Here is a 17,035-nt window from a genome sequence, read left to right on the forward strand (position 1 = left end):
CAATCTAGCACCGTTTTTCAATTATTTTACGGATCAAGCATGAATGAACTAATACAACACTTCGCTTTTTCGGCCTCGATTACCGGCCCAATATGCTTGATGATCCTACTTGGGGTGGTATTGCGTCGTTTTGAGGTGATCAATGATAATTTTATTGATGTGGCCTCTAAACTGGTGTTTAAAGTCACCTTACCTGCGATGCTTTTTTTAAGTATTATCAACTCAACCTCAATTGGCACTGAAAGCATCCCGTTAGTCATGTTTGGCGTAATAAGCAATACACTCTTTTTTCTGTTTACCGCTTTTACTGTTCGCTTTTTTATTAAAGATCCTAGTCAAAAAGGCGTCGTGGTTCAGGGTGGGTTTCGAGCAAATACGGCAATTATTGCTTTAGCCTATGTCGCCAACGCTTATGGTGAAACCGGTGTGGCTATCGCTGCCGTTTATGTGGCTTCTTTGACCATGCTATATAACATTCTCGCGGTTATTGCTCTTACTCCTAAAGGAGAAAATTCAAACGCTAAGGCGTATCTTGGCATGATAAAGTCAATGGCGAAAAACCCTTTGATACTTTCAATTTTATTGGCTCTCATTGTCTATACATTAAGTATTCCTGTACCAGAAATCATCACCCATGCTGGGCAATATTTTGCCAATATGACACTGCCACTGGCGCTATTATGCACAGGGGGGTCACTTAACATTCGTGAACTTAAACATGACCGATTTCCGAACATTATCGCCACCGGTTACAAACTGATTTTAGCGCCATTATTTATCACCATTACGGCTTATTATTTTGGTTTCAACAATCAAGAGTTGGGTATTATCTTCTTTATGAGCGCCGCCCCTACCGCTGCAGCCAGTTATGTCATGGCACGCTCGATGGGAGGAAGCGCGACCTTAGCCGCCAATATTATTGCGTTAACCACAATCGGATCGATTGTTACTTGCAGCTTAGGCATTATGCTGCTTTCAAGCTTGAATTTAATGTAATACCCTTGAGCGCTTAGCCCAAATTTCAGCCTAATGAGATCAATGTGACCCAACAATTAAAACAAGACATTACCCTGCTCGGTGGTATTGGTCAGCTATCGACCACTTTACTCGGCACTGGGTTATTTATGATCCCCGCCATTGCCGCCAACTTAGCAGGCACTTGGTCACTGTGGGCATGGCTAATTCTATTTATTGCCATTTGCCCTATCGCTCTCACTTTTGCCATTTTAGGACAACGTTATCCTAATGCCGGTGGCACAGCTTATTTTGTCCGTCAGGCTTTTAATCCGAAAACCGAACGCAGTGTCGCTTGGTTATTTTTAAGTGTGCTTCCAGTCGGTTTGCCCGCCGCTATCACCTTAGCCGGCGGATTTGGGCATGCGTTATTACCTAACTTTCTTAGCCATGGTATCGGTTTTTTAAACGGCCATTATTTAGCCGAATTGCTTACCATCGTGCTTATTTTGACTATCACTTTAATGGGCAGTAAGTCTTCGTCCCATTTTCAGACTTTAATTGCTTTGAGTATTTTTGCGCTGGTTGGAGTGTTCTTTTGGCAAGGGCATATTGGTTTAGATGATATTTCGATGCCGAGCTTAAATTCTTCAGCCATACTGCCGATTGGTACTGCATTAGCGGTGATGTTTTGGTGCTTTGTTGGGATTGAAGCTTTTACCCACATGGGAGAAGAGTTTAAAAATCCGCAACGAGATTTTCCTATCGCGATCATTCTGGGTTGTTTTGTGGCCGGCTTTATTTACTGGGCATGTTCGGTAGTGATCTTAAAATTTCATGCCTTTGAGCCCAATATTTCCGCCCACAGTTCAATCCCTTGGTTAAGCGAACAGTTACTTGGCAATAAACTGGCCGCCGTTATCACGGTGATTGGCTATTTCGCTTGTTTTGCCAGTATTAATTTATACACCCAAAGCATGATACGTTTGGTTTGGTCACAAGCTCGAGACTATAAACCCAGCAGTCGCTTAACCCATTTATCCAAACGTGGCGTGCCCACTACCGCGACATACGCTGTAGCGGTAGTGCTGTTTTTATCTATCACCTTTGGACACCTCACCAATCTCGATTTAGAAACTTTAGTCAAACTGGCGAACAGCGTCTTTGTGTTGCTGTATTTGCTTGCGATGTTATCGGCCTATCGATTATTGACTGGTTGGGCAAAATATCTCGCAGGGTTCTCAACCTTATTATGCAGCGTAGTATTTCTATGTTTAGGTTGGAGTATGTTGTATGCGATCAGTATCTTCGCAGTACTGATACTACCGTGGGGCAAGTGGTTAAAGAAAGGTAAGCCGTCATTATCCAACACCCCTTAAGTTAATAAGTGCTGAGCTAAGTTTGCTAACCGATGAACACGTTTAAATTGAACTGTTAATCTCTGAAACTTGGCACATCATTTTTATTCGATTCTTGTTGCTGATTAATATCTTGTGCCCATTGTCTATCCGCAACATCCGCCTCTAATCCTTCTTGATTTGAGCCATAAGCAGGATTATAGACAAGTCGAGTAAGCAAAGAGAAATGATCCGATCCAATAGATGGTAAACGCTGAATCGATTTCAAAGTAAAATGCTCACTATGGAAAAGATGATCCAACGGCCAACGTAAAAAGAAATAATCGACATGAAAGGTATTAAACATCCCTCTCCCAACTCGTGGATCGAGTAAGCCACTAATTTTTCTAAACAGCCGAGTAGTGGCCGACCATGCCACATCGTTAAGATCCCCCGTGACTATGATGGGTAAATCACTTTCCGCTACACTTCGACCGACGATCACCAACTCTGCATCTCGCTCTGTCGATTCTTCATTTTCAGTTGGGCTTGGCGGCGCAGGATGCAGGAAATGAACCCGAATCTTATCGCCCGTGGGTAATACTAATAAAGCATGAATAGAGGGAACATCCTCTTCAATTAAAAAAGAAATCGTAGGATCTTCGAGCGGAAAACGTGAAAAAACATGCATGCCATAAAGGTTATCCAATGGACACTTAATTCTATAACCCATCTCATCACTCAGTTCTACCAGCTGATCTTGCCACCATTGATCCGACTCCAATGTGACCAATACATCCGGTTTATGCTCCCTCACCAACTCAATTAACGCCTCAGCATTGCGGTTAGGCGTTAATACATTCGCGGTTAAGATGCTAACTTCACTGTCAGGGCGATGATCTCTCGCGGTTTTTACTTCTTTTTTCCACAAAGGGGTATAAGGCAAAATCCACCACAGTTGCCAACTTAAACATACCATCGATGTCAATAGTAAAGTCCAACTGCTCCCCAAATTAAAGTCGAGAAATACTACATCGGCAATCACTAAAAAAATCAAGAAAAGAGCAATTTGTAGCCGAGGAAAGTCCATGGCTCGCACTATCCAGTGAGGGTGACGAGACAAAGGTACAACACAAAAAATCACGCATAGCACAGTGCAAAAAAATAGTAACCAAAACATGATACCGGCATCCTTACTGGTTATTTATCATCCAAATACAATACAGGCTCTGCGCTAAACGACAAAATTAAAGTGTGTCACCATTCACCAAAGACCAATGGTGAGGCATCAGTTCTCGAATAGACTTAAAGACCAGTTTATTATCAGCAGTGGTGATCGCAGCTTGTACATCACCGCCCCAATGCACTAGCCGTTCTTGGCAAATACCGCACGGCGTCAATATTAAAAATTTGCTGTTTTCATCTTCACGACATAGACACAGTGAATGAGTCACTCGTTCATTGAGTTTATGCGCTTCTAAATAAGCCCCCACCTCCATACACAGTGATAAGCCATCATTTTTAACATCTGGCGCGATGCTGGTCAGTATCTTACCCGACTCAGTTCGAATCGCTGCCGCACCACCCCAACCTGCAGGGTAACGTGATTCAATAAGATTAATTGCGGCTTGATAAAGCGACATTTCAATATTATTCATAACATTCTCATACTCTCTTTTGATGAAAAGATAGCCAGTTAACACAGCAAAAACAACGGATCTTAAAAAGAGTTATTAATAAATTTGATAGAAGTTCGCTTATTGGTAAAAACACGCTGACGCCACTAGCTATGATCCTATACACTGAATTGGGTTTTTAATTTGCAGGAAGCAAGTTTGATGTTGATTGAATGGCAAAAAGATCGAGTATGGTATGAGGATATGCCATATCGAAAGTTTGGATTAACGCATATTCAGCGTATGATCGTGGTGAAACTCGAACAAGATAAATTGTTGGTGATCTCTCCGATTGAACTCAATACGCAAAAACAATTAGAGTTATCCAAACTTGGCACCGTTAAAGCAATCATTTCCCCCACCGCGAGCTACCATCAATACTTATCTGAATGGTGGTTGGCTTATTCTAAAGCCTATTTTTACGCCACTCATGCCTTAATTGAAAAGCGTACCGATCTCAAATTTGATGACGTTTTATCCCATCGCACTCCTAAACTATGGCAAGGCCAACTGCTACAGACCTCAATTGTGAGTGACGATCATCCTAATAAAATGATTTTTTGCGATCCCATCAGCCGCACCTTATTTGTCAGTAATAACCTGATTGCGATCCAACCTCACTTACCGACTGGGCAAAAGATACTGACCTTGGCACAAGGGGTAAATCACGAACTCAAGCTGCCTTTTTATCAACGTCGAAAGTTTAAAAACAAAGCCAGACTCAGAGTGTCGGTTCAAGAAGTAATGACCTGGCCATTTGATCGTTTATTGTCATCCAACGGCTTAGTGATTGAGAAAAATGCCAAAGATGCTTTCTATCAAGCGTTTTGGTGGGCGTTTCAGTAATTCCACAATTGCCTTCAATTTGCCTCATTCATAAAAATTGACCATCAAATGACTTTTCTTTATGCGGAAAGCGTGACAACCTACGCATCTAAATCAAGGTGATGATCCGCATCGCCTTTCAGTTAACGGTATTCTGGTCAATGAACTATTTCTATACTTACCTCAAAGGCGTTGCGATGGGCGCAGCGGATGTTGTTCCTGGTGTTTCAGGCGGTACGATTGCCTTTATTACTGGCATTTACGACACCTTACTTGGCAGCATTCAAAAAATTAACCCTAGCCTATTGGGTTTATGGAAGCGTGAAGGTTTTAAAGCGGTTCTGCTGCACATCAATGCCGGATTTCTAGTCGCACTATTTGGTGGCATTTTAACCAGCATCTTAACCTTAGCCAAATTGATTTCTTGGCTCTTGGTGACCCACCCTATTCCGTTATGGTCATTCTTCTTTGGTTTGATTTTAATTTCTGTGGTGCATATTTTAAAACAAGTAGAAGGCCGAAAACTCAGCTATTTGATTTTCTTGGCGCTAGGGGTGGCTCTCGCCTACTCCATCACTGTTCTACAACCATTAAATATGCAAGCCACTCCGATTAATTTAATTATTGCCGGTGGTATTGCCATTTGCGCCATGATTTTGCCGGGTATTTCAGGCAGCTTTATTCTATTGCTGTTGGGTATTTATCCAACCATTTTAGCGGCGGTGAAATCTCTCGACCTTGGCATTATTAGCTTATTTGCGATTGGCGCGGTATGTGGTTTATTAACCTTTTCACATCTACTGGCTTGGCTGTTAAAACGACACCGCGATGCCACTTTAATTTTCTTAACGGGCTTAATGGTGGGCACGCTACCAAAGATTTGGCCTTGGAAAGAAACCGTGAGTTGGATGATGAATTCGCATGGCGAAAAAGTGCCACTGCTGCAACACAACTTATTGCCAACCACCTTTGAACATACCATGGGGCAACCTTCGCAATTGTTACTGTCCATCGTATGTATGTTAGGTGGGATCTTAGTGGTGTGGCTGCTGGAGAAGTTTGCGCAGCACGATTAATATCTGAAGTGACACACTCAAATAGACACCGCCCAGTTTCGATTGAATCTGGGCGTTTTATTATGGAACCATTAGCTCACAAACCAATAACAAATACTGCTCCATTTGATACCTTATGGTAACATCATTATCAGTCACCATATTGATAGGACAGGGAATTGTCAGCAAACTCAGCCTCAAGTAAGCCAAGTAACGCCTCTAAATTTATTCCGATTTTATTGATTGGAATAGCTTTAGTGGTTGGTTTTTACGCCCCCAGTTTTTATTCCTTTATTAAGCAAAATAAGGCTTTCACATCGACCGCACCTAAGTGGGATTTATCGCGTTATTGCGCCTTATCCACCACTACATGCCAACAAAATAATGTCAATATCACCTTAGATAACGATATTGTTCGCCCGTTAGACGAAACACATATTAAGGTCGAGTGGCCGAATCAAACCAGCGATAAGTTAATGCTTACCCTACGCGGGTTAGAAATGGATCTCGGCGTGGTGAAATTCCCCGTGCTCAAACAAAAAGATGGCAGTTATCAAGGAAGTATTGTTTTGCCAATTTGCACCTACACTAAAATGACTTGGATTGGCTCTTTAACCGATAGCCACCAACAAAAAATTTACACGTCAGTTAGGATGGAAAAATGAAGACGTCTTGGATTATTTTATTGATTTTAGCCTCTATGATTGGAGTGGGGGCGAATTTATATCTCAGCAATTCAGCCTTAAATAGCGCAAAAAATTCCACCTTATCAAACAGCACTGTATTGCAAGCCGATGACGGCAAAGAGGTGAATATTTTTGACCCGCAAGATCCGCGTATCCGAGTGGTGTATTTTGGTTTTACTCGCTGTCCAGATGTGTGCCCAACCTCACTGGCCATGTTGTCTGCGGCTTTAAAACAACTGCCTCAAGCGGAGTTAGATAAAATCCGCCCCATGTTTATTACTCTCGACCCTGAGCGCGACTCTGGCACCGATGCTCAAAAATACGCCCATTACTTTCACCCAAACATTGAAGGATTTTCAGGCTCTGTCGACAATATTTCCAGCTTGGCACATCGCTATGGAGTGATATTTCAAAAAACCGAGCTGAAAGATTCGGCATTAAAATACACCATCGATCACAGTTCTTATTTCTACTTTTTAAAACCCGATGGTACCTTGCTTAAAAAAGTACCACATACCCTCAACCCACAACCGATCATTGTTGCTATTGAGCAATTAGAAAAGGAAAACTCATAATGAAATGTAAAGCAGCCTCACTCGCGACTCTTTCTCTTAGTGCGCTACTTTTAAGTGCCTCAGCCTTGGCTCATGATGGGTTAAAATACGACAATCCTTATGCCCGAGCCACGCCGCCAAATGCGGTTAATAGCGCCGTGTTTATGACCATTGAAAATCATCAAGATAAAGACCGAAGCTTAGTTTCCGCTTCCAGTGATGCAGCTGAAAAAGTCGAACTTCATACGGTTGAAATGAATGGCGACATGATGAAAATGCGCCAGGTAAACAACATACCATTGCCATCAAACGGTGAGTTAGTGTTAAAACCGGGAAGTTTTCATATCATGCTGCTGAATGTAAAACAGCCATTAGTCGAGGGGAAAACCATTAGTGTAACGCTTACTTATGCCAATGGTGACACTGAAGAATTAACCGTTCCGGTCAAAAAAGTCATGGCAGGCATGAAAAATATGTCGCATCACGGTGAGCATAAAAAAGGCGAGATGAGCGACGAACATTCAATGGATCATTAAGATTCAATCTGAAATGGAATGTCCATCAAAATGGGATACGAGATACAAATATGTGTTAGTTTCTTATCAACTAACACATAAAAGAACGTTTGAATTTTTCATGGTTTTCAATGTTACTTTGTAAATCGTTGATATCCCAGATTTGTAATTCCCAAGGGAAATAAAAATTAGATTTATTTTTGAAATAAACATGTAGACCGCGATAACCTTCTTTATCACGTAAGTACCAATTTTTAAGATTCAGCTCTTCTTGCCAACCATCAAGTTGTTCCATGATAGATTCTATTTCATCCGCACTTAAGATAACCCGTGCACCAAAAATATCGTTAAGCCAATTATTGACGGGGTATTGATCGTCGCGCATTGAATATCGACTGATTTTATCATCAATACTTTCACGCGTTTTTACTCGATAAAAATATTTGATATCAATATCCGCCGTCATTAAATAATCATTAATGCTTTCATGCAAAGTTAAGCGATAAGTGTAAATGTGGTTAACTGGCACCTTGCTAATCGTGCGAAATAGATTCATTGGCTCAATTCTGCCAGCTTCAAAATAATCGCGAAAAAATTGAAGATGTAAGCGGTTAACTTCGTTGATCAGCTGTTTCACTAAGTTAATTTTGTTCATGCTAACTCTCCAACGTATCCGATTTAGGAAATAACAATTTTATGAGAATATTTCACTTTGCATCTTATGGAAAAATGAATAAACCAGCAATCCATAAGCCTATGTAAACATTTAGTGTGATACTTTACCTCTCAACCACAAGACTAGCTTTAAGAGTTTGCATATTATGGCCAAGCCTCAAACCCTCTCCATCACAGTGCTATTCACCGTTATTGCGCTGATCGCCTTTGCGGCTAATTCGGTACTAGGCCGTTTGGCATTAACCGTGGCTCACTTAGATCCATACAGTTTTACCATTATTCGCTTAACCTCTGGCGCGATGATGTTGTGGTTGGTATTACAAGGTCGAAACGTCTTTTCTGCTGCCACCAGCTCGGACAAAAACAACCATTCTAAAGCTCAAGGCAGTTGGCTATCGGCCTTGATGTTATTTCTGTATGCGGTCACCTTCTCTATCGCTTATCTCTCGCTCGATACTGGGGTTGGGGCGTTGATCTTATTTGGCGCAGTACAAGTCACCATGATTTTATATTCATCACTCACTGGCGCTAAATTAAAAACGGCAGAATTATTGGGCATCGCGTTAGCTTTTTGTGGCTTCTTATACTTAGTTTTACCCAACTTAAGTTCGCCATCTTTAAGTGGTTTTGTGTTGATGTCGATTGCTGGTATTGCATGGGCAGGCTATACCATTCGTGGTAAGCAATGCGATGATCCTTTATGCGATACCAGCGGAAATTTTATCCGCAGCTTGCCTTTCAGCTTATTGTTATTATTGGTTTTTATCTTTATCCCCCCTCAATTAAGCTTTGATGGGACATTATTGGCGATAACATCAGGGGCAGTCACATCCGGCATAGGGTATGCATTATGGTATGTGGCGTTGCGAGGATTAAGCGCCACTCAAGCGGGCGTGGTGCAATTACTGGTTCCGGTGATCGCGGCGCTAGGTGGCATGATATTGATTGCCGAGCCGATCACCTTATCGTTTGTGGTCGCCTCTTTGATGATTTTAGGCGGAATTTTGCTGGTGATCTTACAAAAAAATAAAAAAACGCCTTAATGATGAAATAAGTGCATCAATAAGGCGTGTTCAATTTTTACTATTTAAATCAACAAATAAAGCCTTTAAATTTCGGCCGAAATATTCGTATCCGCTTCTTGTTTGTGATATTCGTTTCTTTGCAATTCGACGATATTACCTTCCGCAACCGCCTCTCGGTAACACGCACTTAATTTGATGGCAAGATACATATCGGAACGAATAATAATACCGCCATCCCCGACGGGTATCCCCATGACATCGCACCAAGATCGTAACTGACGTTTACGCCCTGCCAAAATCAAACGAACCCCTTGTTTTTTAAGCTGTATTTGCAAGTCACTGATCATCGACATGACACTGACATCCATGTGCGTAAAACAGGCCACCGAGTCAATGATCACGCAGCTTAGATCTTTCTTATCAGTCAAATAAACATGCTTTAACAACTGACGTTTAAAGTATGGCGCGTTGAAATAGGTTAATGGTGAGTTAAAGCGATAAATCAGCAACCCAGGGATAGGCTTGGCTTTATTGCCACTGTCGATCGTTCTTACTCGCCCTTGCTCACTCAGGCCTAAGATTTGATCGCTCGGGCGCATCACAATTCGTACAAATTGGAATAAACCAAGCAAAACAGCCAAAGTAATACCCGGAATAACACCAATCGCCAATACCGCAATAAAGGTGGTCACAGCTAAGTAAAAAGCGCTTTTATCTCGCCGTCTTAACGCCCACAGCCCTTTAAGATCAAGCAGTGAGAATGAAGCAATGATCAACACCATACCGAGTGCTGCAATCGGAATGAATTCCAGTGGCTGGTAGGCAAAAATGGCAATTAAACCAATACTGACCCCGGCAATAATAGACACCAATTGCGATTTACCACCATTGGCATCATTAACCGCAGTACGAGAATCAGCGCCACTAATCGCAAAACCAGACGACAAGGCAGAAGCAATATTCGCAAAGCCTAGCGCTCTAAATTCTTTATCTGCATCAATCTCATAACCATTTTTAGCCGCAAAACTACGCGCGGTCAGCATCATGCTCACAAAGCTCACCATTGCCAAGTTAAAAGCAGGCATCACCAATTCTTGACCATCAGCAAGACTAAATAATGGCGCTTGGAATACTGGAAAACCGCCATCAACAGTACCCACAATATCGACACCAAAATTATTTAACTGCCCAGCCCAAGTTGCCAACGCGGCCAAAGCAATGGCAAACATCGCCGCCGGCCAAGTTGGTTTAAACCGCTTGCACACAAAATAGATAATGGCAGTCGCCGCACTGATCATCACCGTTTGCCATTGCACATTAGTCAGCATTAAAGGCGTTTCAATCAATTGCTCAAGCATCTGATCTTTATTAAAACTAAGCCCTAATACTTTGGCAAATTGACCCACAATGATGGTGATCGCCACCCCATTTAGTAAACCAAGCAAAATCGGACGGGATAAGAAGTCGGCTAAAATACCTAATTTGAAATAACTGGCTAATAAACACCATCCTCCAGTCATTAAGGTCATCGTGATCACTAATTGCCAATACACCACAGGATCGCCCCCTGCAAGCGGAGCAACTACTGCGGCCACCACAGCGCAAGTGGCCGCATCGGGCCCAGTAATTAACTGCCGAGAGGTACCAAAAAAGGCATACACAATCATCGGGAGGGCACACGAATACAAACCAACAATTGCACTGACACCCGTTAATTGGGCATAAGCAATAGCAACCGGTAAGGCCACCGCGATCACCGAAAATGAGGCGCGAATATCATCGCCTAACCACGCTCGTTGGTAATCTTTAAATTGGTAAAGTCCCGGAGCCCAATAATTTATACATCCCTTAATCAACTCAATTTACCCTTAAATTTTTCAATCAAAAAACCACGCCGAATCAGCTAATTATAGCCGAGAGTGTTAAAGATTCGATCATTTATTTCATGAATAATCAACAATTATCCAATTATTTTTTTTGCTGTGACTTCACACTTTCCCGTTTTCATATCAATTTTTTATGATTCTCTAAAAATCATACTGAAAACTGTGCTACCACCCCGATACATAAAGGCTAAGCCTTGTTTTAGCCCTTTAAAATTAATTACATCACTAATCATTACCTTATCTTTTAACATAAATACATCAACACTTATTTATCCAATAAAAACAATTGAATAGCCATTAAATTCATATTAACCCAACAAATTAGGGGTTGAATTAATTCATCAGCACGTTATGATCCCCCTCGAAATTGATTAGTGCACTAAACAATCCTCATAGACATTGATGAATTGAGCACTGATTGAAATGACTAACCCACACCCATAATGTTTATGGTGTGAGAAAAAGAAAAATAGGGCAATGATGATTACGGCACCGTGGGTTGCACACCCCGAAAAAGTGACCAGCACTCAGGACGAGTGGACATTTAGAAAACCCGAAATAAGCGATGGTACTCAGGTCAACAATCTGATCGAATCGTGTCCCCCTTTAGATACTAACTCGGCGTATTGCAACTTTTTGCAAACCTCCCATTTTAAAGAAACCTGCGTGTTAGCAGAAAAAAATGGTGAACTGGCCGGATTCGTTTCCGCTTATCTCAAACCTAATACCCCACCCGAACAACCGGTATTATTTGTTTGGCAAGTGGCTGTTTCACCCAACAGTCGCGGTTGTGGATTAGCGTACCGCATGATTAAAGCTTTGCTTGAGCGTGATGGTTTAGTGGATGTGTCTGCAATCGAGACCACCATTACCAAAGATAACCTCGGCTCGTGGCGCTTATTTCGCAAAATTGAGCGAGAAGATGGCGCGCCTGGCAATGTGTCAGTATTTTTGGATAAAGAGCGTCATTTCGATGGAGAACATGACAGCGAATTTTTATTCCATATCCCACTCGCAAGCTAATACTCTTGCTGCTAAAACGCTTTAGTTTTATTACTTAATAAACTTTATTGCTTAATAAACACAAAGCGTCTTATTAAATCGAACATAAAAACAAATTCACTCAGATCAATCTGAAGCATAAACACATCTATAGATTGATAAAAATGAAATGGAAGACAGGATCAGACATGAATATCTTTAAAAAGCACGAATCAAACGTTCAATGTTATGCCAACAATTTCCCCGTTGTATTTTCATCTGCAAAAGGTTGCTGGCTACACACCGAAAACGGCGATCGCTACTTAGATTTTCTTGCCGGTGCAGGTTCATTGAATTACGGACACAACAATCCCGTTCTCAAAAAAGCATTACTTGATTACATCGATCAAGACGGGTTAACCCACGGTTTAGATATGCATTCAGAAGCTAAAGCGCATTTTCTAACCAGCTTCACCGAGAAGATTTTACAGCCGCGCGAACTGGAATATAAAGTTCAGTTCACCGGCCCAACTGGTACCAATGCGGTTGAATCTGCTATGAAATTGGCGCGTAAAGTAAAAAATCGCACCAATATCGTTGCCTTTACCAATGGTTTCCACGGAGTTTCTTACGGCGCATTAGCCGCAACCGGTAATCAGCATCATCGTGGTGGCGCAGCAATGCCGCTCTCTGGTGTGACGCGTATTCCATACGAAGGTTATGCCGATATCGATGGTTTAGCATTATTTGAAACCATGCTCAACGATAACTCAGGTGGCCTAGATAAACCCGCTGCCGCGCTCGTTGAGGTAGTGCAAGGCGAAGGTGGTTTAAACGCCGCATCAAATGAATGGTTACAGCGTTTAAGTAAGATTTGTAAAGACAACGATGTATTGCTGATTGTCGATGACATTCAAGCGGGTTGTGGTCGTACTGGTACCTTCTTTAGTTTTGAACCTGCCGGCATTAAGCCCGACATGGTGACATTATCAAAATCAATCGGTGGTTACGGCTTACCAATGGCGATCATGCTCATGAAGCCAGAGTTAGACCAATGGGCTCCGGGTGAGCATAACGGTACTTTCCGTGGTAACAACCATGCCTTTATCACCGCCGCCGAAGCGATTGATACTTATTGGCACAATGATGATTTTGAGACTCATATTAAAGATCGCGCCGCGCAGTTAAATAAAGCACTGCAAAAGACACTTAAGCAATATTCAAACTTATTTGTCGGGATTAAAGGTCGCGGATTAATGCAAGGTATTGAGTGTAAAGACGGTGATGTGGCTGATTTAATCACCAGCGATTGTTTTGAAAATGGCATGGTGATCGAAACCGCCGGCCCGAATGACGAAGTGGTGAAATTCTTCTGTCCATTAACCGTCAGCGAGTCTGAGCTTGAACAAGGTATTCATATCTTCGAAAAAGCCGTTGCGAAAGTATCGACTCAGTTAACTCGGAGGGCTTCCTAGCCACTCGGATTGTTTGACCACAAGCCAATCGCTGAAAGATGAGATCTTAGGGGGTCTCCCTCTCAATAAAATACCAGTGTGGCAAGCGTTAGCAATACGCCAGTAAAGCTTAATAGAATTAAAGCTAAGATTTAAAGGATTAGAAATGATAGTAAGAACATTAGAAGAATGCCAAAACAGTGAACGTCGTGTCGTAGCAGAAACATGGGAAAGTGTGCGTATGTTATTGCGTGACGACAATATGGGTTTCTCGTTCCACATTACCAATATTTATGCCGGAACCGACACCCATATTCACTACCAGAATCACTTAGAGTCGGTGTACTGCATCTCTGGTGAAGGCGAAATTGAAGTGGTTGATGGTGAAACTTACCCAATCAAACCTGGCACGCTTTATATTCTGGATAAACATGATGAGCACCAACTTCGCGCTTATAAAGACGCCGATATGGTGATGGCTTGTGTCTTCAATCCGCCAATCACTGGCGCAGAGACGCATGATGAGAATGGTGTCTATCCACTGATCGACTAAATCCCCATCTTAATTGAATGACTATGTTCATGAGGCTGCACTTTCTTGTCGCCTCACTGCAACATCAATTACTTTGGGAGTTGATCAATAGAAACGTTCAATTCCAGTTAACTTCGTATTCATGTTTTATCAATTTTTATCCCGACCACTTGTGACCACTTTCCAAGTGAACCGGATATACAGGAGACTATTTTGACTTCTTCAACTAGAAGCCACACTTCAGATTCAAAAACTTCAGCCGCTGCTAATACCCCTAACAACCCGTCAATCGGTCATAGCGTCGAAAAGATCGGTGGCACGTCAATGTCTGCCTTTGACGCTGTATTAGACAATATTCTACTGCGCCCAGAAAACCCATATAACCGCATGTTCGTGGTATCGGCTTATGGTGGCATTACCGATGCATTATTAGAATGTAAGCGTACAGGCAGCTCAGGTATCTTCCGCTTAGTCGAAAATCGTGATGATACTTGGACAGATGCAATGAATGAGTTAGAGCAACGCATGCTATTGATTAATGAAAACATGTTTGCCGATCCAATCAGTCGCCGTCGCGCCGATACGTTTATTAAAGATCGCCTTGCTAAAGCCAGCAGCTGTATCAGCAATATCATGGAAACTTGCCAATACGGCCAGTTCTCAATGCCACATTACCTGCCTCAAATTCGAGAGTTTTTATCTTCTATCGGTGAGGCGCACAGTGCCTACAATACTTGTTTGAAGCTAAAAACTCTTGGCGTTAATGCGACCTTTGTTGACCTTTCAGGTTGGGACAGCGATGAAAATGGCCAAGTAGTTTCAGGCAAACTAGATTGTATTATTGAAAAAGCATGGTCGAAAATTGATGTCAGCAAAGAACTGCCGATTGTTACCGGTTATGTGTATTGCGATGAAGGGTTAATGAAAACCTACGACCGTGGTTACAGTGAAATGACCTTCAGCCGTTTAGCGGTATTGTCACAAGCTCAAAAAGCAGTGATCCATAAAGAGTATCATTTAAGCACCGCCGACCCACGTGTTGTCGGCCCTGAAAAAGTGCGCCCGATGGGAAAAACCAACTACGATGTCGCCGACCAACTGGCTAACTTAGGAATGGAAGCCATCCACCCTAATGCCGCCGCCGGCTTGCGTAAAAGTGGCATTGAGCTGGTGATCAAAAACACCTTTGAGCCAGAGCATAACGGCACCTTAATATCGCACAGCTACGATCCGCACAGCGATGCAGACAGCGCCGATAAAGTCGAGATCATCGCCGGTCGTAATAAAGTCTTTGCATTGCATGTGTTTGATCAAGCGATGGTCGGTCAGGTGGATAACGTCGGTTATGAATTAATGGAGATCATTAATGATGAGCGCGTTCAATTAGTCGGTAAAGAGATGAATGCCAACTCGATAACCTATTACTTAGGCGGCAATTCAAATAGTAAAAACAAAGTGCTATCACGCGCCGAGAAAACGTTCCCGAACGCAAAAATCACCGGCAAGATGGTCGCCTTGATTTCAGTTATTGGTGCCTCGATTGATACCAACAAAGCATTAAGCCACGGCATGATCGCGTTAATGAATCAAGACATCACCCCAAAAGCCGCCCACTCTTCAATGCGAAATGTAGACGTACAATTTGTGGTCGATGATGAAAATTACGAAGCGGCAATCTGCACCTTGCACGATGAATTTATCGAACACAGCGTGACAGAAAACCTGCGTAAGAAAGTAAAAGCAGCGTAGGTTGTTGCGTTGTTAATTTAGATTAAAGCCAGCTGAGAAGCTGGCTTTTTTGGTTTGCCGCTTTCCCTCAAAATACTGGAGCTTGCTGTGATGCTGGTTTAGATGATTTAACAGCTTTGGATCTAACGCGGTTTTGGACAATTTTGAGTTAGTGATTTTACTAATTTAGTAAATTACGGATTAGTTGATGTATGGAAAAAGTAACGCCGCGTTAAGCGGACTAAAATTGCGGGTTAAAATGTGTAGCGAAGCGAAACGTAACCCACTGTTTTAGTTCCGTTTAAACGCCTTGTTAAGTTGCTTCTAACCTATACTGATCACGAGACATCTGAGCCTTTATAATTTTAGGATTACATGTATCACTCATGGATAATGTATGTACTAAACTTTTTAAAACATCAAAGTCATCATCAGAAATATTAACACCGCCGATAACTTTCGTGATCATACTTCGATCAATATTATGGATGCCAGGGCCTTTCTGCATTGCAAGCACTCTATATTCTGACTCATATTTCCAATCAAGAGACTTAGTCAAAAACACGTCTTTAACTGCATTGAAATCTCTAGTTCCCGCTGTAATCATTGGCATGTTATTTGAATATTCAACATCCCACCCAAATAGTTTTTCTTCGACATTGCCCATGTGCATTTCATAGTCTTTGTGTGACAAAGTAAATTCAATTACAAAGCCTTTATGATTATCTGCATAATGCGACCACATCAGTAAATTGTCGGGTGTTTTTGTTAAGCAACATATTCCAACTTCACCAATAATCCCTTCGTGAAACTCTCCAGTTTCTAATGAAGCCCTCATTTGACTAAGCATCTTATCTTTTGTTTGCTCAAGGCCAATTTTTGACAATCCCAATTGTCTCCCTGCTTCACTAAATATATCTGGTCGAGTGTTTACATACTCCATCGACTTTTCAATGTCATAAGCTGTTTTACAATCAAAAGGATCATTAAAATCAGAATAATGGCTAAACTTCATAGTTCCATCAGACAATATGCGTTTTGAGCCTTCCGAGAATGGTAGATATTTATAAACTTTCAATATGTGAGTTCCTGAAATTTATGATTGCAACTTAACGCCCGCATTTGCGGCTGGTTTGGAGCGCAGCGGAAAAC

At 41.9% G+C, this 17,035-nt stretch carries 17 protein-coding genes; 12 read left to right on the forward strand and 5 right to left on the reverse strand.

Going from position 1 to position 17,035, the window contains the following annotated elements; genetic code table 11:
- Nucleotides 1–39: 39 nt before the first annotated feature.
- Both GFB47_RS15710 and yjeH read left to right on the forward strand, forming a co-directional pair.
- Entirely contained in the window at nt 40–996 is a 957-nt protein-coding gene (locus GFB47_RS15710; protein WP_153448910.1) for an AEC family transporter, read from the forward strand.
- A 44-nt stretch (nt 997–1,040) separates the two neighbouring features.
- Entirely contained in the window at nt 1,041–2,333 is a 1,293-nt protein-coding gene (gene yjeH / locus GFB47_RS15715) for an L-methionine/branched-chain amino acid transporter (RefSeq protein WP_153448911.1), read from the forward strand.
- A gap of 55 nt (nt 2,334–2,388) precedes the next feature.
- On the opposite strand, the gene GFB47_RS15720 is transcribed toward yjeH, so the two are convergent.
- A complete protein-coding gene (locus GFB47_RS15720) occupies nt 2,389–3,381 on the reverse strand; it encodes an endonuclease/exonuclease/phosphatase family protein (RefSeq protein ID WP_218619100.1) in 993 nt (330 codons plus the stop codon).
- A gap of 157 nt (nt 3,382–3,538) precedes the next feature.
- Nucleotides 3,539–3,949 (reverse strand): cytidine deaminase, encoded by a 411-nt coding sequence (locus GFB47_RS15725; RefSeq protein ID WP_153448913.1) that lies wholly within the window; start codon nt 3,947–3,949, stop codon nt 3,539–3,541.
- Between the two features lie 180 nt (nt 3,950–4,129).
- Between GFB47_RS15725 and GFB47_RS15730 the strand changes: the two genes are divergently transcribed.
- From GFB47_RS15730 to GFB47_RS15750, 5 genes are all read left to right on the forward strand, one after another.
- Nucleotides 4,130–4,813 carry a hypothetical protein gene (locus GFB47_RS15730; protein WP_153448914.1) on the forward strand — a complete coding sequence of 228 codons (684 nt, stop codon included), beginning with the start codon at nt 4,130–4,132 and terminating at the stop codon, nt 4,811–4,813.
- Nucleotides 4,814–4,953: 140 nt separating this feature from the next.
- Nucleotides 4,954–5,868, forward strand: coding sequence for a DUF368 domain-containing protein (locus GFB47_RS15735; protein ID WP_153449039.1), 915 nt, complete (start codon nt 4,954–4,956; stop codon nt 5,866–5,868).
- 158 nt (nt 5,869–6,026) lie between these two features.
- Nucleotides 6,027–6,512 carry a hypothetical protein gene (locus tag GFB47_RS15740; RefSeq protein WP_153448915.1) on the forward strand — a complete coding sequence of 162 codons (486 nt, stop codon included), beginning with the start codon at nt 6,027–6,029 and terminating at the stop codon, nt 6,510–6,512.
- Nucleotides 6,509–7,108 (forward strand): SCO family protein, encoded by a 600-nt coding sequence (locus GFB47_RS15745; RefSeq protein ID WP_153448916.1) that lies wholly within the window; start codon nt 6,509–6,511, stop codon nt 7,106–7,108. Before GFB47_RS15740 ends, GFB47_RS15745 begins: the two co-directional genes overlap by 4 nt.
- Nucleotides 7,108–7,623 carry a copper chaperone PCu(A)C gene (locus tag GFB47_RS15750; RefSeq protein WP_153448917.1) on the forward strand — a complete coding sequence of 172 codons (516 nt, stop codon included), beginning with the start codon at nt 7,108–7,110 and terminating at the stop codon, nt 7,621–7,623. The genes GFB47_RS15745 and GFB47_RS15750 overlap by 1 nt, the downstream gene beginning before the upstream one ends.
- Before the next feature lie 70 nt (nt 7,624–7,693).
- Here the strand turns inward: GFB47_RS15750 and GFB47_RS15755 are convergent, their stop codons facing one another.
- Complete coding sequence (locus GFB47_RS15755) at nt 7,694–8,257, reverse strand: nucleotidyltransferase family protein (RefSeq protein WP_153448918.1); 564 nt, start codon at nt 8,255–8,257, stop codon at nt 7,694–7,696.
- Nucleotides 8,258–8,423: 166 nt separating this feature from the next.
- On the opposite strand from GFB47_RS15755, the gene GFB47_RS15760 reads away from it, so the two are divergent.
- Nucleotides 8,424–9,320 carry a DMT family transporter gene (locus GFB47_RS15760; protein ID WP_178306534.1) on the forward strand — a complete coding sequence of 299 codons (897 nt, stop codon included), beginning with the start codon at nt 8,424–8,426 and terminating at the stop codon, nt 9,318–9,320.
- Nucleotides 9,321–9,385: 65 nt separating this feature from the next.
- On the opposite strand, the gene GFB47_RS15765 is transcribed toward GFB47_RS15760, so the two are convergent.
- The gene (locus GFB47_RS15765) at nt 9,386–11,158 is read right to left on the reverse strand and encodes a SulP family inorganic anion transporter (RefSeq protein ID WP_153448919.1); all 1,773 of its coding nucleotides are present in this window, start codon (nt 11,156–11,158) and stop codon (nt 9,386–9,388) included.
- A 507-nt stretch (nt 11,159–11,665) separates the two neighbouring features.
- Here GFB47_RS15765 and ectA point away from each other — a divergent pair.
- The 4 genes from ectA (at nt 11,666) to GFB47_RS15785 (ending at nt 15,904) form a co-directional block, all read left to right on the forward strand.
- Nucleotides 11,666–12,211 (forward strand): diaminobutyrate acetyltransferase, encoded by a 546-nt coding sequence (gene ectA, locus GFB47_RS15770; RefSeq protein WP_178306535.1) that lies wholly within the window; start codon nt 11,666–11,668, stop codon nt 12,209–12,211.
- 167 nt (nt 12,212–12,378) lie between these two features.
- Nucleotides 12,379–13,644, forward strand: coding sequence for a diaminobutyrate--2-oxoglutarate transaminase (gene ectB / locus GFB47_RS15775; RefSeq protein WP_153448920.1), 1,266 nt, complete (start codon nt 12,379–12,381; stop codon nt 13,642–13,644).
- Nucleotides 13,645–13,789: 145 nt separating this feature from the next.
- Complete coding sequence (locus GFB47_RS15780; RefSeq protein WP_153448921.1) at nt 13,790–14,176, forward strand: ectoine synthase; 387 nt, start codon at nt 13,790–13,792, stop codon at nt 14,174–14,176.
- A 267-nt stretch (nt 14,177–14,443) separates the two neighbouring features.
- Nucleotides 14,444–15,904 (forward strand): aspartate kinase, encoded by a 1,461-nt coding sequence (locus GFB47_RS15785; protein WP_153449042.1) that lies wholly within the window; start codon nt 14,444–14,446, stop codon nt 15,902–15,904.
- A gap of 292 nt (nt 15,905–16,196) precedes the next feature.
- On the opposite strand, the gene GFB47_RS15790 is transcribed toward GFB47_RS15785, so the two are convergent.
- Nucleotides 16,197–16,961, reverse strand: coding sequence for a DUF2971 domain-containing protein (locus GFB47_RS15790; protein ID WP_218619101.1), 765 nt, complete (start codon nt 16,959–16,961; stop codon nt 16,197–16,199).
- Between the last annotated feature and the right edge of the window lie 74 nt (nt 16,962–17,035).

This window comes from Vibrio algicola (assembly GCF_009601765.2).
Lineage (GTDB): Bacteria > Pseudomonadota > Gammaproteobacteria > Enterobacterales > Vibrionaceae > Vibrio > Vibrio algicola.